At 61.3% G+C, this 22,366-nt stretch carries 13 protein-coding genes and 1 pseudogene; 10 read left to right on the top strand and 4 right to left on the bottom strand.

Annotation, left to right across the window (positions count from 1 at the left end):
- Positions 1 to 350 precede the first annotated feature (350 nt).
- Positions 351 to 3,535 (top strand): annotated as a pseudogene (locus ACILSL_RS13265) (hydantoinase B/oxoprolinase family protein).
- A 48-nt stretch (positions 3,536 to 3,583) separates the two neighbouring features.
- Here ACILSL_RS13265 and ACILSL_RS13260 read toward each other — a convergent pair.
- The 4 genes from ACILSL_RS13260 to ACILSL_RS13245 all read right to left on the bottom strand — a co-directional run bounded on the left by ACILSL_RS13260 (position 3,584) and on the right by ACILSL_RS13245 (position 11,056).
- On the bottom strand, positions 3,584 to 5,080 hold the full coding sequence (locus ACILSL_RS13260; protein WP_395732519.1) for a hypothetical protein: 1,497 nt from the start codon (positions 5,078 to 5,080) through the stop codon (positions 3,584 to 3,586).
- A complete protein-coding gene (locus ACILSL_RS13255; protein WP_395732518.1) occupies positions 5,080 to 6,420 on the bottom strand; it encodes a DUF1501 domain-containing protein in 1,341 nt (446 codons plus the stop codon). Before ACILSL_RS13255 ends, ACILSL_RS13260 begins: the two co-directional genes overlap by 1 nt.
- A 76-nt stretch (positions 6,421 to 6,496) precedes the next feature.
- Entirely contained in the window at positions 6,497 to 9,970 is a 3,474-nt protein-coding gene (locus tag ACILSL_RS13250) for a DUF1553 domain-containing protein (protein ID WP_395732517.1), read from the bottom strand.
- A gap of 63 nt (positions 9,971 to 10,033) precedes the next feature.
- Complete coding sequence (locus ACILSL_RS13245; protein WP_395732516.1) at positions 10,034 to 11,056, bottom strand: heparan-alpha-glucosaminide N-acetyltransferase domain-containing protein; 1,023 nt, start codon at positions 11,054 to 11,056, stop codon at positions 10,034 to 10,036.
- Between the two features lie 77 nt (positions 11,057 to 11,133).
- Here ACILSL_RS13245 and ACILSL_RS13240 point away from each other — a divergent pair, with 77 nt between their 5' ends.
- From ACILSL_RS13240 to ruvB, 9 genes are all read left to right on the top strand, one after another.
- Positions 11,134 to 13,722: a CehA/McbA family metallohydrolase gene (locus ACILSL_RS13240; RefSeq protein ID WP_395732515.1), complete on the top strand. Its 2,589-nt coding sequence runs from the start codon at positions 11,134 to 11,136 to the stop codon at positions 13,720 to 13,722.
- 94 nt (positions 13,723 to 13,816) lie between these two features.
- Positions 13,817 to 14,062: a hypothetical protein gene (locus tag ACILSL_RS13235; protein WP_395732514.1), complete on the top strand. Its 246-nt coding sequence runs from the start codon at positions 13,817 to 13,819 to the stop codon at positions 14,060 to 14,062.
- Positions 14,063 to 14,074: 12 nt separating this feature from the next.
- Positions 14,075 to 14,485 (top strand): type II toxin-antitoxin system VapC family toxin, encoded by a 411-nt coding sequence (locus ACILSL_RS13230; RefSeq protein ID WP_395732513.1) that lies wholly within the window; start codon positions 14,075 to 14,077, stop codon positions 14,483 to 14,485.
- 51 nt (positions 14,486 to 14,536) lie between these two features.
- Entirely contained in the window at positions 14,537 to 14,923 is a 387-nt protein-coding gene (cdd, locus tag ACILSL_RS13225) for a cytidine deaminase (protein WP_395732512.1), read from the top strand.
- A 10-nt stretch (positions 14,924 to 14,933) separates the two neighbouring features.
- On the top strand, positions 14,934 to 15,803 hold the full coding sequence (locus ACILSL_RS13220; RefSeq protein WP_395732511.1) for a D-hexose-6-phosphate mutarotase: 870 nt from the start codon (positions 14,934 to 14,936) through the stop codon (positions 15,801 to 15,803).
- Positions 15,804 to 15,936: 133 nt separating this feature from the next.
- Positions 15,937 to 17,220: a phenylacetate--CoA ligase family protein gene (locus ACILSL_RS13215; protein ID WP_395732510.1), complete on the top strand. Its 1,284-nt coding sequence runs from the start codon at positions 15,937 to 15,939 to the stop codon at positions 17,218 to 17,220.
- 106 nt (positions 17,221 to 17,326) lie between these two features.
- Positions 17,327 to 18,001 carry an ABC transporter ATP-binding protein gene (locus tag ACILSL_RS13210; protein ID WP_395732509.1) on the top strand — a complete coding sequence of 225 codons (675 nt, stop codon included), beginning with the start codon at positions 17,327 to 17,329 and terminating at the stop codon, positions 17,999 to 18,001.
- Complete coding sequence (locus ACILSL_RS13205) at positions 17,998 to 21,186, top strand: FtsX-like permease family protein (protein ID WP_395732508.1); 3,189 nt, start codon at positions 17,998 to 18,000, stop codon at positions 21,184 to 21,186. The genes ACILSL_RS13210 and ACILSL_RS13205 overlap by 4 nt, the downstream gene beginning before the upstream one ends.
- A 173-nt stretch (positions 21,187 to 21,359) precedes the next feature.
- Positions 21,360 to 22,364, top strand: coding sequence for a Holliday junction branch migration DNA helicase RuvB (gene ruvB, locus ACILSL_RS13200; protein WP_395732507.1), 1,005 nt, complete (start codon positions 21,360 to 21,362; stop codon positions 22,362 to 22,364).
- The last annotated feature ends 2 nt before the right edge of the window (positions 22,365 to 22,366 follow it).

Raw genomic sequence — 22,366 nt, 5'->3', positions numbered from 1 at the left:
CATTCACCGATTGCCACGCACGCGACCCACAGGGCCGTGAGTCGCGTTGCAAAGTACTCTCCACAGGCCACCTGCGCGCCGTGGTGTCCAGCACGACGAACATCCACGTTCGTCTCTCCGGCCTGCCTCCCCTGCCCGCTGATTTCCTTCGAGGCTTTGACATCAACGACGTTGGCAGCACGGATGTTCGCACCATCACTGCCTTCAACCATGCCACGGGCGAGATAACACTCGATGCCCCGCCATCCTGGCAATCCGGCACCCTGCTGGAACTCACCACGGGCGAAGAGGCTCCGGTTCTCGGCGCGCGCATCCTGACCAATACTCCGCCGGGCCGCGAGTTCCCTCCGATGAATCTCCGCATCGCCACCACGCGGGCCACCAATGCGCTGCTGGAGCACAAGGGCGGCCGCATTGCCCTCTTCATCACCCGGGGATTCGGCGATCTCCTGCAAATCGGCGATCAGCGCCGCAGCGATCTCTTCGCGCTGAAACACGAACCGCGCGTGATCTTCCACGAAATCGCCTGCGAAGTGCCTGAACGCCTCAGCATCTCAGGCGAAGTGCTCGAATCCCTCGACGAAGCCCACGTGCGCTCTGCCGCGCAGAATTGCATCGCCCAAGGAATCACCACCGCCGCCATCTCCCTGCTGCACGGTCACGCCCATCCGCAGCATGAGCTGCGCGTCGCCGCCATCCTGCGCGAGTGCGGTTTCACCCACCTCACGCTCTCGCACCAGACCGCCGCCTTTGCCAAGCTCCTGTCACGCACCCAGAGCACCGTGGCGGATGCCTATCTGCACGCGCCCGTGCAGTCCTTCCTCAATGGCATCCGCCGCGTCTCGCCAGACATGCAGGTGATGACCAGCGCAGGCGGCCTCAAGTCCGCCGACGAAATCCGCCCCAAGGACATGCTGCTCAGCGGTCCTGCCGGAGGTGCCATCGGTGCCGCCAATGCCGCACGTCGCCTTGGCATCACCAAGATCATCACCTTCGACATGGGCGGCACCAGCACCGATGTGGCGCGAATCGATACCCGCCCCGGTTACCGCTTCTCCCAAAATGTGGCGGGCATGCAGTTGCTCGCGCCCTGTGTCGCCATCGAAACCGTCGCCGCAGGCGGCGGCTCCATCTGCCACCTCACGCATCACGGCCTCGCCGTCGGCCCGCAAAGCGCAGGCTCCAATCCCGGCCCCGCCTGCTATGGCAAAGGCGGCCCGCTGACCATCACCGATGTCAATCTGCTCCTTGGCCGCTTCGATCCCTCACGCGCGCCGATCCCGCTCGACGTGGCCGCTGCGCAGCGACGCCTGAGCGAACTCCATGCGCAAACCGGCAGCGCCGGCACGGAGGCGGAGCTCCTGCAGTCACTGCTTCGCCTCGCCATCGAGCACATGACCGATGCCATTCGCCGCATTTCCATCGGCGAAGGCTTTGCTCCTGCAGATCACGCACTGCTCGCCTTTGGCGGCGCAGGCCCCCAGCATGCCTGCGCAGTGGCCGAGTCTCTCGGCGTGCAGACGATCCTCGTCCCCGAGCATGCCGGCATCCTCAGCGCCGTCGGTTTGCAGGAGGCCGTGCCGGAGCGCATCATCGAAAAGGAATTCCGCCTGCCTCTGGAAGTAGCGCGGGCAATCCTGCCCGCAGAGCTTGCATCATTGCCGCAGGGAGAGCGCACGCAGATCGCCGAGCTTCGCCTCCAAGGCCAGGACACACCGCTGCAGGTGGAGTTTCAAGATCCCGCCGATCTGCCACCGCTCTACGCCGCTGTTTACGAGCGTCTGTTTGGCTACAAACCTCCTGCCACTCGCGAGATCGAGTTCGTCAGCCTGCGCATCATTCTGCGCGAACCCCAGAGCCCGCCTCCAGGCGCGCCCCTTCATGCAGAACCTCTCGATCCAGCCCCTGCGCTGATCCAGGATGCCTTCAGCACCATCGTCATCGCACCCGGCTGGCGCGTGGAAAAAGTCACCGGCTTTGGTCATGTGCTGCGATGCTCTCAGGTGGCAGGTCCGCCTCCCACACTGGGGCGCGATCTCCTGCGCCATCGCTTCCACTCCATCGTCAGCGACATGGGTGCCCTCCTCTGTCGCACCGCCATCTCCACCAACATCCGCGAGCGACTCGACTTCTCCTGCGCCTTGCTCGATCCCACGGCCGGCTCCTCTCCAGCGCCCCGCACATTCCCGTGCATCTCGGCGCACTCGGCGTCTGTGTGCGCGCAGTCGCACAAGCCGTCGCCATGCAGCCGGGCGATACCCTCATCACCAATCATCCAGCCTACGGTGGCTCGCACCTTCCTGACGTGACGCTCATCACGCCCGTGCATGATTCAAACAAGGCGCTCATCGGCTACATCGCCAATCGCGCGCACCATGCCGAGATCGGCGGCATCACGCCCGGCTCCATGCCCGCCAATGCCACGCGCTTGATCGAGGAAGGCGTCGTCATCGCACCACGCCACCTCATTCGCGCTGGTATTTCCTGCTTTGACGAAATCACCACCCTGCTGACCTCCGCCGTTCACCCGACTCGTAATCTCGCCGACAACCTGGCCGACCTGCATGCCCAGCTCGCCGCCAATCTCCACGGCGCAGAGCGTCTTCGCGCGCTTTCAGACGACTCCTTGCAGGGGCTGATGCAAAGCATTCTCGATCATTCCGCCGTGGTCATGCGCTCCCAAATCGACCGCCTGCCCGTGGCGACCTCAGCAGCGGAGAAACTCGATGACGGCTCCACCATCGCCGTCTCCCTGCGCAAGTCGGACGGCAAACTCATACTCGACTTCACCGGCACCTCCGGCGTGCATCCGCGCAATCTCAATGCCACCACCGCCATCGTACGCAGTGCCGTGCTCTACGTCATGCGCCTCATGCTTCAAGAGGACCTCCCTCTGAATGAAGGCCTGATGGAGCCCGTGGAAATCATCTGCCCCGAATCCCTGCTCAATCCCGCCTTCACCGGCGATGCCTCACGCGACCCCGCCGTCGTCGGCGGCAATGTCGAAGTCAGCCAGCGCCTCGTCGACACCCTCATCAAAGCCCTTGGCCTCCAGGCCTGCAGCCAGGGCACGATGAACAATTTCCTCTTCGGCGGTGCGGGCTTCGGCTACTACGAAACCATCGCCGGCGGCTCCGGTGCTGGAGAAGGCTACCACGGGGCCAGCGCGTTGCACACGCACATGACCAACACTGCCATCACCGATCCCGAGATCATCGAACAACGCTACCCCGTGCGCCTGCGCCAGTTCGCCATCCGCCGCCACTCAGGCGGCATTGGCCAATGGCACGGTGGCGATGGCGTCATCCGCGACTTCGAATTCCTCGCCCCCCTCACCGTCAGCCTCCTCACTCAGCACCGAGTGGAGTCTCCCTTCGGTCTTCACGGTGGCTCCGCCGGAAAAACCGGCCGTCAAACCCTGCTGCGCGATGGTCAATCAACAACACTCGAAGGCTGCACCTCCTTCCCCGTCCAGCCCGGCGACCGCGTCATCATCGAGACTCCTGGCGGCGGCGCCTGGGGTAAGGCAGCCTAAAACCAAGGAGCGGCACTTGCTAAGTGCCGTTCAGGAATGCTCCCAGCCTCACGGCTTCTTTCCCGCGACCACCGTCAGCCACGGATGCGTGTCTGTCATGATCAACAAATCCCCACGCGGCTCCGTAAACGGCACCGCATAGCTCGCCGTCACCGTCTGCACCGCATCCGGAGCGCTCGTCACAATCTCCACGGCAAACGGGGCCTGATTCGCCACCACCTCTGCAGTCGCCTTCAGCGTGAGCTTCACCTCGCCACCCTTCGCCGGCACATCCACGCTCTCCGCCGTCACTCCCGCAGGCAGCTGCACCGCCTGCGCTTTGATCTTGCCAGCAAAGGTGCCGTTCGTCTTCATCGTGACCTTCACCTCCACCGTCTTGCCAGCCTCCAATCGATAGGAATGGGTGTCGAGCGTGGCAGAAAGCGAAGCCACAAATGGTTTCACCGTCAGCTCATACAGATGCTCCGCGCTGCCATGTTGAAACCGGTCACCAACGACCAGTTTAAACTCACCATCCTTCGGCGCTTTCCAGCGTAGCGTCGGGTCCAGGCTGTCCTTGTCGGCATCATCCGCCTGCTGCAGGGATTTGCCCGTCTCATCCTCGATCCGCATCGTGGCATCCAGCAGGCTGCGCATGCGCTGCGCACGCACGCTGATCTGCAAATCATCACCCTTCTTCGCAGTGAATGTGTAGGCATCCTCTTCCGCCGCCTTGCTGATGCAGCCATTCAGCAGTGCAGGCAGCGTGAGTTTTCCCGGCTCGCTCAAAGCCACTGCTGCCTTCGCTTCGTCCGTCACCATCAGCCGATACACATGACTGGCGCTGCCTTTGAGGGAAACGTCTGCCGCAGGCGGATGCGCAAACGCAAAAAGCTGCACAAACAAAGTACCGTCAGCAGCAGGCGTGTATTCGATGCGCGGATCAAGATTGTGCGTGTCATGCCCGGCCGCGATTTCGACACCCCGATCGTTCAGCAGCCGCATCGCTGGGTCCATGGGTGAACCTAGGGCGTAGCCATGCAAATCAAACCGGATGCCTTTTCCCTTCTGTGCCCGGATGGCGAAAGTGTCCACATCGCCCGCCTTCTCAAGCACCCCGTTGAAGGTCACGTTCATCTTGCCCTCAGCCTTCCTGGCATCGGCCAGCGTGTCATTGGGCTCCTTTTCCAGCACCTCCTCAAACTTGCCCACTTCCACGATGCGCGGCGGCGAGGCATCGGCTTCGTTGTAGAGCCTGATCAGGCACGGTCCCGGCACAGCATCTTTGGCAATGTTCAGGAAGAACTTCTTCGGCTTGTCGCCCGCCAGCACCACCACATGTGGATCGCTGCTCCAGACCAGCGGCGTCTCTTTCTCCAGCCCTTTGCCGCTCACCAGCGTCTCCACCCGGGCGCCAATCTGCCCGCCCGCAGGATACAGACTCTCAAACGCCAGCGGAGCTGCCAGCGCTGAACTGACCAGCAAAGAATGCAGAACAACCACGGCCAGCGCACTGCGGCCATTCATCGTTCTGCATTCGTCATGATTCGACAGTTCCTGGCGCATCACGCAAACAGCTCGCGGATGGGCCTGCCGCCGTTGATCAGCTGCACCGGGCGTCCGCTGCTGGTGTGCAGCACCTGATGCGGATCAATGCCAAGCTTGTTATAAAGCGTCACGGCAAAATCTTCCGGCGAATAGATGTTGTCGCTGGCGTAGTAGCCCTTCGGATCGGTGGCACCGACAATGCCGCCGCGTGGGACTCCTGCGCCTGCGAAGAGAATGTTCATCGCGCCTGGCCAGTGGTCTCGGCCCGAGTCCTTGTTGATCTTCGGCGTGCGTCCAAATTCTCCCAGTGCAACGACCAGCGTGCTTTCCAGCAGGCCGCGGCGGTCAAGATCGGTGATCAGTCCGGCCATCCCCTGGTCAAACTTGTTCATGAACTCACCTTTGCAGGTCTTGAACAGATCGCGGTGATGATCCCAGCCACCGTAGTTCACGGTGACAAACGGCACGCCCACCTCGACGAGACGACGCGCCAGCAGCATGCGCTGCCCCACATCGTTGCGGCCATAAAGATCCCGCGTCTTCTCATCTTCCAGAGAAATATCGAAGGCTTCCTGCGCCGGTTTCGAGGCGATCAAATCCACCGCCTGGCCATAGAAGGTGTCAAAGCTCACCGCGGGATCTTCCGCCACGGCATCATTCAGACGCTTCATGCGGTCCAGCGAGTGGCGCAGATCACGGCGTGCGAGCCCGCGTGCATCAGAAATATCAGAAGGCAGCACCACGTCGCGCACCTTGAAGCCCTTTGCATTCGGATCACCACCGGCCACGAATGGCGCATGCTCCGCACCGAGGAAATTCGGACCACCGCTGCGGGTGATGCTCGGCAGCGTCATGTAGGCGGGCAGGCCATTTTTGATGCCGCGCTTGTAGCTCACCACGCTGCCAAAAGACGGATGAAAGGTCACAAAGGCACCGCAGCCCACAGGCACGGGTGTCGGAGCCCCTGTCATCATGTAGTGATTGCCACCGCCATGATTCGGGTCCTTGTGCGTCACGCTGCGCAGTACCGTAAACTTGTCCGCCGCCTTGGCCAAATGGGGCACGCTTTCAGAGAAACGCACGCCAGGAACGCTGGTCGGGATCGCTCCAAGTGATCCACGAATCTCGCTCGGAGCATCCGGCTTCGGGTCAAACATCTCGTAGTGCGAAGGACCGCCGTCCAGCCACACCAGAATGCAGTTCACAGGCCGTGCGATCGAAGGCTGCGGAGCCTGAGCCGCCATGGCCCGCGCACGCAGCAGATCCGTGAAGCCCAAGCCTCCACCGGCAGCGGTGAGACCGAGCTTCAAAAAATCACGCCGCATGTGACCGGCGCAGTTGTGTGTAATACGTGACATTGGATGAAACGATGCGAGACAGTGAAATTACGCCGCACCTAGGGGATTCTTGCGAAATCGAACAAAAGTATCGGTTTCAGTGATTAAACACAAACTCCGCCGAATTCAGCAAACTCCACAGCACATCTTCAATCGCTGCCTGGCGGTTCGCCACGCCCACATCCAGCGCTTTCCCTGCGATCGCCACCTCTTCGGCGGTGGGCAGGCGTGAGTAGCAGGCGAGGTAGAGTTCCTCCAGGATCTGCTCCGGCTTGAGGTCGCTTTTGGCCAGTCTTGTGACGCGGCCTTTGCTGCTGATCAGCATGTCTTGCAGCTTGGTCGAGTTCATCAGATGCAGCGCCTGCACCACGCTGGGCTTGGCATCCCGTTCGCAGGGGCATTCGGCGCTGGCATTCGGGCGGCCAAAGGCGTCCATGAACTGGCTTTCCAGCTTGTGATTCCAGGTCTGTTTCGCCAGCGCATCGGATGGCATTCCGGAAAAGACTTCTTTCACCTCGGTCACTTCACACACCGCATCCAGCAGCGTTTCTGCAGGCAGACGGCGGCGGTAGCTGCGGCTGTAGTTCTTCAAATCAGCGACGTTTGTTTCGTTCGGCAGGCTGCTCAGGCGATAGGTCTGTGACAGCATGATGGTGCGCATGAGGTGCTTCAAATCGTAGCCATGCTTCACGAAATCCTGCGCCAGCCAGTCAAGCAGTGGTCCGTTGGTCGGCGGGTTTGAAGCGCGGAAGTCATCCACCGGATCAACGATTCCGCGTCCCATGAAACTGGACCATACGCGATTCACGATCGCTGGCGCAAAGTAAGGATTGTGCGGATCGGTCATCCAGTCTGCCAGCACCGCGCGCGGGTCCTGTGTTTCAGCGATGGCGATTTCCTTGTCGGCAGGCGGGCGCGGCTTGAGGGTGGCCTTGGTCACAGGATGTTCGATCCCCGCAGTCCCCGGCGCGAACCACATCTGCTCAGGTTCGCCGCTGATCGGTGCAGAGATCCCCTGCCCCTTGCGCTTCATCTGCGTGAAGAACGCGGCCATCTGATAATAATCCGTCATATCCCACTTCTCCGTCGGATGGTGGTGGCACTTCGCGCACTCAAGACGCACGCCCAGGAAGATCTGGCCGATGAACGTGGCCGCATCCACAGGCTCGCGCTTGTCACGCCAGATGGCCACCGGCCCGTTCTGATGCGTGTTGCCCTGCGCCGTGAGGAGCTCGCGCACAAAGCGGTCCCATGGCTTGTTCTCGCGGAAGCTCTGGCGGATCCACTGATCCAGCAGATAGACCGGTTTCACGCCGACACGCGAAGGATTCGGACGAATCAGGTCGCCCCATTTGATGGCCCAGTGATCCGCCCACTCGGGACGCTGCAGCAGTGCCTCCACCCATTGCTCATGCTTCTTGGGATCCTTGTTCGCCGCAAAGGCGCGCGCTTCTTCCACACTCGGCAGCATGCCGATGGCATCCAGCGTCGTGCGTCGCAGAAACTCCGCATCCGTGCAGGTGTCGCTGGGCAGATGGCCGAGCTTTTGCAGGCGTGCATGCACGAGCTTGTCGATCTCATTGCGCACGGTCAGCTTCGCGTAGCGTTCCGGAGGCAGCAGCTTGTCGGCAGGCACCGCCACACGCGAGATGGCCACCTGCCCCATGTAACGCGCCACGATGACCGTCTCACCGCTTTCGTTTGTGGTCTTCATGTGGCCTTCCTCATCCACCGCAGCGATGGATTTCTCAGACGAAATGTAGTCGGTCAGTCCCGTCACATCACGGGTCGTTCCATTGCTGTACTTGGCCGTGACCTTCAAAGCACCCGCTTCATTCTTGCGATACGTCTTTTCAGCAGGCACGACCTCGATGCTCGTGAGCGCAGGCTGGCCTGGCGTTTCATACGGCATCCCCTGCCGGATCCATTCGGCGATGGTCTTGGCTGATTCGGAGTCCGGCTCAAACCGCTGCCCGCCTTCATGCTGCACGCGCACGGTGGATTTTTGCAGCAGCAGGCTGTCTTCAGGGAAAGCAGGAAAAACACGACGTCCGCGCGAGTCCTTCACCAGTTCCATGTAGTCCCCCTTCGGATCGAAGGCAAAAATGGAAAGTTTAAAGCCTGCCTGTCCCGACGACTTCGCATGGCAGCTCCCCAGATTACACCCCGCCTTGCTGAGCACCGGCAGGATGTCCTGTGTGAAGGACAGCGCTTTGGGATTGGGCGTCGCAGGCGCAGCTGCAGGGCCGTTCAGTTTCGTGACCTTCAGCTTCTCATCAATCTGGAAGACATCCCCGGCATCAGTCGCGGCATAGACATTCTTGCCATCCGCCGTCATCACAGCGGCATTCGGCACGTCTTCGAGGGTGCCGATCTTCTTGTCCGTCCCCGAAGTGAAGGCGAGGCGGACGCCGTCGTGCGTCTTCAAGTCCGTCACTCCATGCACGTTGCCATTGTCATTGAAATACATCAGCTTGGCGGAATCCGGCGACCACAGCAGCGCGTTCACTGGATAAGTTTTATCCCCCAGCAGCATGATCATTTCCTTGCTGGCGATGTCCCAGACTTTCAGGTCCTTGTCAGCGCTGCCCGTGGCCAGCCACTTGCCATCCGTGCTGAATCCCAGCGCCACGATGTGGCCGACGTGCCCCTCGATCTTCGCGGTCTCCTTCAGCGTGGCGGCATCCCACACCTTGGCCTGATTGTCAGCGCCGCCGGTGGCAAGTTGTTTGCCGTCGCGGCTCAGAGCGATGCTCAGCACATTGTCTGCGTGCGCCTCGACCGTCTGTGCAGGCTTCGGCTCACCGAGTTTCCAGCGATGCAGCACGCCCTTTGAACTCGTGGCTCCATCGGCCAGAATCAACGTGGCATTGTCCGGCAAAAATACAACACCCGTGACACGTCCTTCCAGCGGCGCGGTCAAAGTGTGGGCGAGTTTCCAGTCCGCTGCCTTCCACACCAGCACGCTTCTATATCCACCCGCCGCCAGCAGCGAGCCATCCGCATTCCACGCCAGCGACTGCACCAGATCCTTGTGGCCTTCCAGTGTGGCCACCACCGGCGCATCCTTCGCTGTCACATCCCGGATCAGCACGCGGTTGCCACGCCCCACAGCCAGGTGTTTGCCATTCGCGCTCAGCGCCATCGCAGCTGCGGGCGTGTGGCTCGCAGGCAGCGCCGCCAATTTGTCCGCTGGGGTCAGTTCACCGAATTTCTTCAGCGCCGCGTCATCCCACGGCGCCCCCGCATTCACCCACGCCTTGAGCAGGTTGATCTGTTTTTCCGGCATCTGCTTCTTCGGCGGCATGTGCGCATCGCCCGGATCACTCAGCGCCTTGATCAGCGCACTGTGATCCGCATCTCCGGCGATGGCGGCCCCATTTTCGCCGCCCTTCAGGGCCAGTTCACGCGTCTCCAGCGACAGTCCGCCCTTCTTTTTCTCCGCATTGTGACAGCCCAGGCACTGGGTCTTCAGCAGGCCCATCGCCTGGGCAGGATGAACCTTCGCCACCTCCGCAGCGAGCGACGAGGTGAACAGGATGAAGGCAAGAGCATGGCGACTTTGGATCATGGTTAGGCTCAAATTACGGCCTAAACTGCAAAGCTCTTGCCATTGATCCTCAACGTGACCCCGCTATCGCCGCATCTTTCGCCTTTCGTTATACCACCCCAGCACCAGCGACACGACAAACAGCCCCACAAAAATCCCAAACACCACCCCCAGCGGCTGGGTCATGCCAATGAGAAACTGCAAGGGCAGCCGCGGCAGCGGCACGGCATGGATCAGCAGCAAATGCACCACATACAGCAGCAGCGATTCACGACCCGCCAGCCGCAGCCAGCCAGTGACGTGATTCACGCGCTCTGCCACACACGCCACCAGCACCGCAGCCACCATCACCCAGCCGAGCCGTTCTAGAAAGAACTCCGGCGACCCTCCCGGCCAGGGCGAATACGGCTGCACAAAAGCCAGCAGTGCCCCCGTCACCGCCACCAGCGCCGCATGCCGGTCCGCCGTGCCATTCCAAATGCCCCTCGTCAAAAAACCCGCCAGCCCAAATCCGACCCACGGAAACAGTGCAAAGAGCGAGCCCTGGTTGCGATTGAAATACTGATCAATCAACAACACCCCCGTGTGCCAGCTTTCCGCCGACTTTTGCAGTCCCACAAAAAAGACCAGAAGCACGGCCACCACACCCTGCCGCCAGCGGCCAAAGCGCTCGGCCACCAGCATCAGCATCCCGCTGATGGCCAGGCAGTGCAGCACATTGACCGTGCACGCCGCACGCCATGCCTGCGCGTGGAACAGATCCAGCCAGGGCACATACATCAGGTGGCCGATGAGCAGCACCATCAGCAGCCGTTTCAGCGCAGGCAGCGCAGGCAGCGCAGGCAGCGCAGGCAGCGCAGGCAGCGCAGGCAGCGCAGGCAGCGCAGGCTTCGGTGCCGCCGAGGTCACATGCGCCCGCACAAATCCAGCGATCCAGAAAAACGCCGGGGCGATCAGCCCGTGGTAATAGGTCAGTTCATGATACCACGCGCTGCCTTGCAGCCGGGCATCGAGAAACGTGTTCGCCGAATGTGTCCAGACCATGCCCAGCACGGCCAGACCACGGAAGAGATCGAGCCACAGGAGGCGCTTGGTAGAAAAAGACACCGGTCAAACTAACTAAATTGTTTCCATTCACAAGATGTCACTCCGAAGTCCGTTGGTTACTGCTTGCGTTTCCAACCATGAAGTCAGCCCTCCTGCTCTCCCTCCTCATCGCAAGCTCCGTGCCTGCCGCCGAAGTCTTCGAAGCCGCGCTGGGCCGCGAAACCGAACTGCCCAAGGGCAAAGAGGCGGACGGCATCCTCGGCGACTTTGTCCTGCGCAGCGACAAGGTGGAGGCCGTGATCTCCCAGAACTCGCCCAACCGCAAGGCCAACATGAGCACCTTCTACGGTGAGGACGGCGTCACCCCCGGCTGCCTGTATGACTTCACCCTTCGCGGCGCCAACAACGACCAGCTCGTCATCTACGCCCCCTGTGGCCACGGCCCCGTGAGCTACGTGAAAATGATCGACACCAAGGAGCCCGGCAGCGCCGCCGTGGAATCCGTCACCACTGCCGCAAAGAACGGCGGCGTGCACAAGAAGCATGAATACCGCGTCAAAGACGGCGTGCAGGGCATCTTCATCACCACCACCCTCCGCAACGAAACCGACAAGCCGCAGAAGTCCTTCACCAAGGACGACTTCATGCGGTTTGAGTCCTCTGGCGAGGTGGATGGCATCCGCTGGGCCGATGCCATCAATCCCGCGCACAAATGCGGCTATGCCTTCACCACCCTGAGTTTTAATGGCGTCGAGAAACTGCAGGACACCCTGGAACTCAAACCTGGGCAGGAAGTCGTCATCTCACGCTTCTTTGCCGTCGGCACCTCGCCTGCACAGGCCGTGGGGGAAGTGTTAGCAGTCAAACTGGCAAAACGTGAACTGTTGATCTTGGCAGGCGGTCGTATTGTCGATGAGAATGACAAAGGTATCAGCACCGCCACGCTTCGTGTGCCTTTTGGCAAAACGACTGTGCCGGGCTACACGGACAGCGAGGGCAACTTCAGTTTCAAACTGCCGTTTGAAAAGAGTGTGATTAACGAAATTTTGATCGACGATCTGGGACGCCCACAGACCAAATTTTCATTCCCGGCAGTTAACTACGGCACCGCTCCCACCTCAAACAAAGTCGTATTGTCAGCACCCGCTGCCATCCGCTTCGACATCACCGACGAATCAGGCAAACCCATTCCCTGCAAAGCTCACTTTGCCCCCCTCGATCAAGACGCGCCCAAGCTCAATCTCGGCCCCAAACATCGCGCCCATGGCTGCGTGGATCAGTATATGAGCGAAAACGGCCAGTTCACCCAGCAGCTTCCGCCCGGCAAATATCGCGTCGTCGTGGTGCGTGGTCCGGAATACTCCCATCTGGAGCAGGAAGTGACCGTTGAGAGTGGCAAGGAATCCGTCTTCAAAGGCACCCTCAAGCGCGTGGTCGATACCAAGGGCTGGATCAGCGCCGACTTCCACAATCACAGCACCCCCAGCGGCGACAACGTCTGCGACACGGACGGCCGCCTGATCAACATCGCCGCCGAAAATCTGGAGTTCACCCCCACCACCGAGCACAACCGCCTCTACGACTGGGAGCCCACCATCAAAGCCCTCGGCCTCGAAGCCCACATCAAGACCGTCAAAGGCATTGAGCTCACCGGCAGCCGCCAGCACGTCAATGCCTTCCCGTTTGAGCCCGAGCCGCTCAAGCAAAATGGTGGCGCGCCCGATTGGAATGACGACCCGCGCATCACCGTCCTCACCCTGCGCCGCTTTCAGGGCGAGCGCGCCGACCGCTGGATTCAGTTCAACCACCCCGACCTCTCCAACATGTTCGTTGATCGCGACAGCGACGGCATCGAAGACGGCGGCTTCGTCGGCGTTGGCAGCATGATCGACGGCACCGAATCCCAGAACGGCGCTGGCACAGACATCCTCGCAGACGCTCCTTTCCGCCTCAGCCGCCCGGCTGGTTCCCTGGCTATGAAGGTCAGCACGGTTCGCGAGTTCGTGTGGCGTCAGCTTTTGAATCAAGGCCTGCGAGTCACCGCCGTCGGCGTGGCGGATGCTCACTCCGTTTATGGCAATGGTGTCGGCTGCTGGCGCTGCTACCTCCCCAGCAGCACCGATGAACCCGCCAAGATCGACTGGGCCGAACTCTCCCCGCACGCCAAGGCAGGCCACCTCGTTCTTAGCACCGGTCCCTTCCTCGAAGTCACCACCCAGAACGGCAAGATCGCCGGAGACGATGACCGCTCCACCGGTGGCATTGATCTCAAGGTGCGCGTGCAGTGCACCGACTGGATGGACATCGACCGCGTGCAGGTGCTGGTGAACAGCCGCCCCGATCCCAAGCTCAATTTCACCCGCGCCACCCATCCGCAGATGTTCAAGGACGGCGTGATCAAGTTTGACGAAAAAATCCACGTGCCGCTCCAGCAGGACGCCCATCTCATCGTCGTCGCCATCGATGAAGACGGTGATCAAAAAATTGGCTACGGCACCAGCGACTACGCCAAGGTCGTCCCCTGCGCCTACAACAACCCCATCTACGTGGATGCCGACGGCAACGGATTCAAGCCCAATGGCGACAACCTCGGCTTCGAACTCCCCACCGGCGGTCTCAAAGTGGATGCCGCCAAAGAAAAACTCATGAAAGCAGGCCTGCTCAAAGACGGCCCGCAACCAGCAGCACCGCCCGCCGCCGAACCGAAGAAGACAAAGAAGAAGTGAGCGGGGGCATGGTTCGGCTATGCAAAAAAGTCCCGGCATCGCAGAAGTGCCTGCCGTTGCTTCTTTGGCGGCTGCATGCTAGCCTCGCCTCGTCATGAACACTGTAGTAACCTCCATTCCCGACGAGCTTCGTCTGGAACTTCATCAAGGAGAGGAGATTCAATTCCAGGCGCTGGTGCAGGAGGATGGAAGCTTCCTCGTCACCAGCGTGCTGCATCATCATGCCCCCCGGACATTGGGTGATTGGGCGCTCAAGTGGGCTGGCACTCTGCATGTTGCAGAAGGTGAGAATGCACATTCTTTGCGCGATGCGTATCTCGCAGAAAAATTCGGCGCTTGATCCTTGTGGCACATGCGAGTTTTCCTCGACACCAACATCCTGCTCGATGTCCTTGAGCAGAGAGCCCCGCATGATGCAGACAGCCTGAACGTCTTGCAGTGCTGCGGAACTCGCGGCCATCAGGTCTTCATGGCCTGGCACTCGCTTGCCAACGTGTTTTACATTTATGGCCTGAAGGCGGGCGAGGCCACAGCACGCAAGGCACTTCAGGAACTGCTGCAAGTCGTCACCATCGCGACGGTGGGGCATGAGCAGGCCCTGCGGGCCTTCACGCTTGGCTTCACCGATTTGGAGGATGCGTTGCAGACCGTGTCGGCTGAGTCCTGTTCCGCTCAATGCATCATCACACGTAACGGCCCCGACTTTGCTGCCAGCCCTGTTCCAGTGCTGACACCCGTGGAATTTCTCCTGCAATATCCTTGAGCAGCCTACGGAGGCCGGAACCGTTCAGAAGTGCACAACCTCATTCAGCTTATGCCCCATCCGTCCGCCCTCCTCGAATCCGCCACCGCCGCCGCCGCGAAAGCCTACGCGCCCTACTCGCGCTTCCAGGTCGGCTGCGCATTGCTGACAGCGCAGGGAAATCTCTTCACCGGCTGCAACGTCGAAAACGCGAGCTACGGCCTGACCATCTGTGCGGAGCGCAGCACCATCTTCCATGCCGTGGCCGAAGAAGGCCCCGGCATGAAGATCGCCGAACTGGCGGTCATCGCCCTCGGGCATGAGTTCCCTCCCTGCGGCGCCTGCCGTCAGGTCATCGCAGAATTTGCATGGCCGGACACACCCATCTGGTTCCTGCGCGATGGAAAACCGGTGGCCATGTCGATGGCGGAGTTGCTGCCAGCGAGCTTCAGGATATGAGTGCGCCCGCATGACACTCCCTCCTTCCGTTTCACTCATCGAAGAACCCGCCGGCTACCCCATCCTCGTCATCGAGCATCCCGCTGCGTCGGGTCGCATCGCGCTGAATGGAGCTCACGTAACCGATTGGATTCCCGAAGGGCATGATCCGGTCCTTTACATGAGCGCCGAGGCGGTGCTGGAGCCCGGCAAGCCCATCCGTGGTGGCATCCCTGTCTGCTGGCCTTGGTTTGGCCCAAATCCAACGGACAGCAGCAAGCCCGCGCATGGCTTTGTTCGCCAGATGTTGTGGGAGGTCGATGTGGCGCGTGAGACCACGGCAGGGGTGGACATCGTCTTCAAGCTGTCTGATTCCTCCGCCACGAAATCCTTCTGGCCGCACGCTTTCTCAGCAAGGCTGCACGTCCACATGGGCGCTTCGCTGCAAGTGACGCTGCAAGTGACCAACACCGGCGCCACCTCCTGGGAAATGACCGGCGCCCTGCACACCTACCTCAATGTGGAGGATGTGCGCAAAGTCGCCATCCATGGCCTGCACGGCACGCACTACGTCGAAGGCCGCCTGTCACCCGACAAACGCCCGCAGCATGGCACCATCGTCATCGATCAGGAAGTGGACCGCATGTACATCTCCGATGCCACCGTCATCGTGCATGATCCTCTTTGGAAGCGCGAACTCGTCATCGAAAAAGCCGGCAGCCTCGCCACCGTGGTCTGGAATCCGTGGATCGAAAAATCCAAGCGTCTCGCCGATCTCCCCGATGAAGCCTACCCCGAGTTCCTCTGCATCGAAGCCGCCAACGCGGGTGAAGACATGGTCACCGTGCAGCCTGGTCACGAGCATCTTCTGATGCAGCGCATCGACGTGCGGAAACTATAGGGCAGCCCACCCCGGCCGATCGAGGGGCGGCATGACAGAATCCCCGCAGGCTGGGCAAACCAAGCACTAAACCCCACGCTTACTTTACCGGGCCCTGCTTGACCCCGCCTCATGCCTCGCCATGTCTAGCTGCATGTCCGATGGTCCTCCATTGATCGACCGGGTTCGTTTGCGCTCCAACCAGTGGCGCAAGCTCCGCTCCATCGTACTCAATCTCGCCACCACGGACAGCTTTTACGGCAAAAAGATCCGCGAATGGCAGCTCAAAGTAAGCCGGCTCAATCGCGTGGAGGATTTCATCGCGCAGGTGCCCTTCACCACCAAGGCGGACATTCAGGCAGACCGCCTTGCGCACCCCCCCTTCGGCACCAATCTCACACGGGCCATCAGCCAGTACACACGCTTCTGCCAGACCAGCGGCACCAGCACCGGCGTGCCCATGGCCTGGGTGGATACTCCCGAAAGCTGGGATGCCATGCTCAAGTGCTGGCAGCGCGTCTTTGAAGCCGCAGGCCTCGTCAAAGGGAGCGACCGCATCTTCTTCGCCTTCTCCTTCGGTCCCTTCCTCGGTTTTTGGACGGCTTATGAGGCCGCCGCCAAAGACTACCTCATCATCCCCACCGGCGGCATGTCCAGCCAGGCGCGTTTGGAGGCCATGGCACGCTACGGTGCCACCGTCCTATGCTGCACTCCCACGTATGCCCTGCGCCTCGGCGAGCTCATCGGCTCCTCCTCCGGTGTGGAACGCATGGGCCTGCGCATCAAAAAGATTATCGTCGCAGGTGAAACCGGCGGCAGCGTGCCCGAGGTGCGCAAGCGTCTCGAAGAGCTCTGGGGTGCCCGCATCTTTGACCATCACGGCATGACCGAGGTCGGCCCCGTAAGCTACGAAACGGAGGACATGCCCCGGCAGCTTGTGGTCATGGAGGAGGCCTACCTCGCTGAGATCGTCGATCCGCAAACAGGCGTCGAAGTCGCCGATGGCGAATGCGGCGAGCTGATCCTCTCCACCCTGGACCGCACCGCCTGCCCCCTGCTGCGCTACCGCACCGGCGACTGGGTGAAAAAGAAGCTCCATCGCGGTAGGCTCATGCTGGACGGCGGAATCCTCAGCCGCGTGGACGACATGATTGTCGTGCGCGGCGTGAACATTTATCCCAGCGCCATTGAAGCCGTGGTGCGGCAGTTCCCCGAAGTCGTCGAATACATGGTCGAGCAGCGCAAGGTAGATGCCATGGACGAGATCGAACTGGTCGTCGAAATGGACGGCAACGTGGCGAAGCCGCTGCTCAAGCGCCTTGAGGCAAAGCTCAAAGACACCTTCTCGCTTCGTATTTCAGTGCGGCTCGCCGAACCCAACACCCTGCCCCGTCATGAGTTCAAAGCCAAACGCTGGCGCATTGTTCAGGCAGCGTAATCAATCCGCAGCTCTTTCGAAAGACGATGTCCGTTTGACAATCCGGGCATGATGCATGCCTCATTTTCCCGCTGTTCAAGTCCCGCAGCATGCCTACGCTGTTCCCATGCCACTCATCCAGCTCACCAACGTTTCCAAATCCTACACAGACCCTGGCAGCGGCGCGCAGGTGCCCGTGCTGCGCGGCATCAATCTCAGCATTGAAGCCGGTGAATCCGTGGCCGTCGTCGGTCCCTCCGGCTGCGGCAAGAGCACCCTGCTGAACATTCTCGGCACGCTCGATCTGCCCGACTCCGGTGACATCACGTTTGATGATCAGGCCCTCACCAGCCTGACGGCCCCTCAGCTTGCCGCCGTGCGCAGCCAAAAAATCGGCTTCATCTTCCAGCTCCATCATCTTATGCCCCAGTGCTCCGTGCTGGAGAACGTGCTGCTCCCGACGCTCGCCTTAAAATCTCCTCCAGCAGACGCCTTGCAGCGTGCCGAGTCATTACTCGAACAGGTGGGCCTCAAGGACCGCATGCACTGGAAGCCCGCCCAGCTCTCCGGCGGCGAGCGCCAGCGCGTCGCCTTCGTCCGTGCATTGATCAATCAGCCCCGCCTCATCCTCGCCGATGAACCTACCGGCGCACTCGATGAGACCAGCGCCGACACTTTGACCGATCTCCTGCTCCAGCTTCAAAAGAGCAGCAATGTCACGCTCATCATGGTCACCCACCATCGTGCACAGGCAGACCGCATGGGCCGTGTGCTGACGATTCACGAAGGCGTCCTGCAATGAAACTCACGGATTACGTCCTCCAGTCCGCACGTCATTACTGGCGTGGTCATCTGGGTCTCCTTTTCGGCACCTTTCTGGCCGCCACCATCCTGACCGGCTCCATGCTTGTCGGAGATTCCGTGCGCGCCAGCCTGCAGCGCGTGGCCGCCTTGCGCTTGGGCAAAGTGGAAGGTGGCGTCCTTGGCGGCGATCACTGGTTCACCGAAGCCCTGGCGCGCAAAACCCATTCGGCCCCCGTCATCATCGCCACCGGCGCAGCGAGCGCCGCCAATGGCAAGGTGCGTGTGAACGGAGCCCAGGTGCTTGGCGTGGACTCCGCCTTCTGGAAGCTCAGCACCAGCTCCAAGAACGTCGCTTTTGAGAAATCCGCCGTGGTCATCAATGAACCGCTCGCACGCAAGCTCGGCGTGAAGGCTGGAGACACCATCCTCGTCCGGCTGGAGCGCCCCAGCGCCATCTCGCGTGATGCCCCGCTGTCTGGCAGCACCAATCAGGACATCTCGCTCCGGCGCACCGTCGCCGCAGTGATCAGCGCGGAAGACTTCGGCACCTTTCAGCTCACCGCCTCGCAGGTGCCGCCAGACTCGGTGTTTGTCAATCTCGCCGATCTTCAAACCCAGCTCGAAATGGATGGCCGTGTGAACGCACTCCTTCATTCGCAGTTCAGTACTTTGCGCGCGAATTTGGAAAAACACCGCACTCTCGAAGATTTCGCGCTCAAGCTCAAACGCCTCGAAGGCGCAAAGAAGGAATGGGAGATCAGCACCAGCCGCGTGTTCCTGGACCGCGGCATCGCCGACAAGCTCATGGAATTCAAAGGAGCCTCCGGTGTGCTGACTTATCTGGTGAACGGTATCACCTCGAGGCAGGGTGGCACCCCCTACTCCATGGTCACAGCGACCGGACATGGCAAGGATGATGAAATCACCATCACCCAATGGCTGGCGGATGATCACAAACTTGCCATTGGCGATGAACTGGAGGTCAAATATTTTGTGGTAGGTCTGGGCCGCGATCTCAAGCAGCAGTCCGCGAAGTTCAAGGTCGCGAAAATCCTTCCGATGAATGATCCCATGGTCACCAAGGCCTGGACTCCCGATTTCCCCGGCGTCTCGGACGTGGACAACTGCCGCGACTGGGAGCCCGGCATCCCCATGGACATGAAGGCCATCCGCGACAAAGACGAGGCCTACTGGGATGAATTCAAAGGCACCCCCAAGGGATTCATCACCCTGGCCGCCGGTCAAAAACTCTGGGCCAATCGCTTTGGCAAACTCACCGCCATTCGCCTGCCCAATGAAGGCCAGACCATGGAGGCAAAGTCAAATGCACTCGCCCTTCGCCTGCAGCTTGCAGACATCGCTCTGGTGCCGCGCAATTTCAAACAGGATGCCGGAAACGCCGCCAAAGGCAGTGTGGACTTCGGCGGCCTCTTCATCGGCCTGAGCATGTTTCTCATCGCGGCGGCGCTCGTCTTCGCCGCGCTGCTCTTCCTCTTCACCCTGGAGCGCCGCGCTTCACAGATCGGCCTGCTCCTTGCCGTCGGCTGGACTCGCCGCATGGTGCGCCGCGCTTGGCTGCTGGAGGCCGGCGTCATCGCCGTGGTAGGCGTTTTGCTTGGCGTGTTTGGCGGTATCCTTTACACGCAGACCGCTCTGCATGGCCTTTCCGCCATCTGGACGGGTGCCACCCAGGGGCTGCCTCTCATCTTCAGCGCCAGCTTTGCCACCATCGTCAGCGCGGCCCTCTCCACGCTGGTCGTGGTACTGCTCACCCTCGGTTGGGCCAGTCGGAAGCTTTTCAAAATCCAGGCGCGTGACCTGCTGGCCGGTTCCTGGAGCGATGACCTCCGGCCGGTGCAGAAAAAGCGCGGCATCAAGGCTATGCTCATCCTCGCTGTCGTCGCGCTGTCACTGCTCGCCGCTGGGTTCGTGCTGAAAAATCCCGAAGCCGTCGCTGGCATGTTCTTTGGTTCCGGCATGCTGATGATGATCTCTGGCCTGCTCTTCCTGCGCGGCTGGATGCGCCGAGACAGCGGCACGCTCGCCCGCTCCCTCCACCAGATCGGCCTGCGCAATATTTCCCGCCGCCCTTCCCGCAGCCTCGCCGTCATCGGCATGATGGCAGGCGGCATCTTCCTCGTGGTGGCAGTAAACGCCTTCCGCATGAGCGCAGGAGACACCACCGCACGCGACTCCGGCACCGGCGGCTTTGCCCTCATCGGCGAATCCTCCCTGCCCGTTTATGAAGACCTCAACAGCAAGGCGGGCTGGGATGCCTTCGGTCTCGATGAAAAACTCATGCCCCAGGCCCGTCTGGTGCCCTTCCGCGTGCGCGATGGCGATGACGCGAGCTGCTTGAATCTCAACCGCGCCCAAAAGCCTGTGCTCGTGGCCGCAGACCCCGCCAAGCTTGCCGGCACCTTCGCCTTTGCCTCAGGCTCCTGGGACAAACTCAGTGACACCACCTGCATCCCCGCCATCGCCGATCAAGCCACCGCCATGTGGGGTCTTGGCAAAGGCGTCGGCGATATGCTGGACTACCAAGACAGCTCCGGAAACATCTTCCAAGTAAAAATCGTCGGTCTGCTGGCGGGCTCCATCCTGCAGGGCAAGATGATCATCAGCGAAAAAGACTACCTCTCAAAATATCCTGATGCCGCCGGTTACCGCTTTTTCTTGATCGACGCCAAACCGGAGCAGTCTGCCGAAATCGCCGCCCATCTCACCCGCCAGCTTGAGCAGCGCGGCCTCGCCTTGGAGCCCACCCGGCAGCGGCTTGAACTCTTCCTCAGCGTGCAAAACACCTACATCGGCATCTTCACCGTCCTCGGCGGACTCGGCGTGCTGCTGGGCACCGCCGGCATCGGCGTCCTCATCGCCCGCCATGTGCTGGAGCGCCGTGGTGAACTCGGCCTCATGCAGGCCCTCGGCTTCCGTGCCGGAGCGCTGCGCCGCATGATCATGGGAGAGCACAGCCTGCTGCTCGTCCTTGGCCTCATTCTCGGCGTCCTCACCGCCTCCCTCGCCGTCCTGCCTCAGTTGATCGAACGCGGCGCCGGCCTGCCCCTCAGTTTCCTGGTCGAACTCATTGTCTCCGTTCTCGCCTTTGGCCTCGTCATCTGCGCCATCGCCGTCGCCACCGCCGTGCGCGGCACCCTCACCGACTCCATCCGCCGCGAGTAGCCCTCCAAGGAGCGGCACTTGCCAAGTGCCGTATAGTGCTCCAGCCGGAGCATTTGCCGTCCCTTTCCTTGTTTGGGTGCGCTGCTTGCGCACCCTGGCGGGTGGATACAAGATTTTGAGTCTAGTGCGCCACCCACCTTGCACTCAGCCTCGCGCACGCTCCTATACCCGCAGTGAACCCCGCGCTCAACGACCCCGACTCTCCCTTTGATCTCGCCCTCCGCCCGGCGGACTTTTCCGAGTTCCACGGCCAGACCAAGGTCAAAGAACAGCTCCTCGTCATGGTCGAAGCCGCCAAGATGCGCGGCGAATCTCTGGATCACGTCCTCCTCTGCGGCCCCCCCGGCCTTGGCAAGACCACCCTCGCCAATCTCATCGCCAACGCCATCGGCACCAAGCTGCACACCACCAGCGGCCCCCAGATTGATCGCGCGGGTGATCTCGCCGGCATCCTCACCAATCTTCAGGAGCGCGATGTTCTCTTCATCGACGAAATCCACCGCCTCCATCCCAGCATCGAGGAATATCTGTATCCCGCCATCGAGGACTACCGCCTCGACATCATCATCGATCAAGGCCCCAAGGCGCGCACCATTCGCATCGATCTGCCCCCTTTCACACTCGTCGGCGCGACCACCCGCGCCGGCATGCTCACCTCCCCGATGCGCTCACGCTTCGGCATTCCGAATCGCCTCGACTACTACACTGCCGAAGAGATCCAGCACATCATCATCCGTTCAGCGCGCCTGATGAACGTGACCATCGATGCCGCAGGCGCTCTCGAAATCGCCCGCCGCTCCCGAGGCACGCCGCGCATCGCCAATCACCTCCTCCGCTGGGTGCGTGACTTCGCCCAGGTGAAAGCTCAAAACATCGTCACCGAAGACGTCGCCCGTCAGGCCCTCACCATGCGCGACATCGACGAATCCGGCCTCGATGAGATGGACACCCGCATCCTCGAAGCCATCATCGGCAAGTTCGACGGCGGCCCCGTCGGCATGGGCAGCGTCGCCGTCGCCGTCGGTGAAGACACCAGTACCCTCGAAGACGTTCACGAGCCCTACCTCGTCATGCAGGGTTACCTTAAACGCACCCCGCGCGGCCGCGTCGCCATGCCCGCCGCCTACCGCAAACTCGGCCTCATGCCGCCCGTTACAGGACAGAACGAGTTGTTTTGATC

This window comes from Prosthecobacter sp. (assembly GCF_044222345.1).
Classification (GTDB): domain Bacteria; phylum Verrucomicrobiota; class Verrucomicrobiia; order Verrucomicrobiales; family Verrucomicrobiaceae; genus Prosthecobacter.
This window is presented reverse-complemented; position numbering and strand designations above follow the sequence as displayed.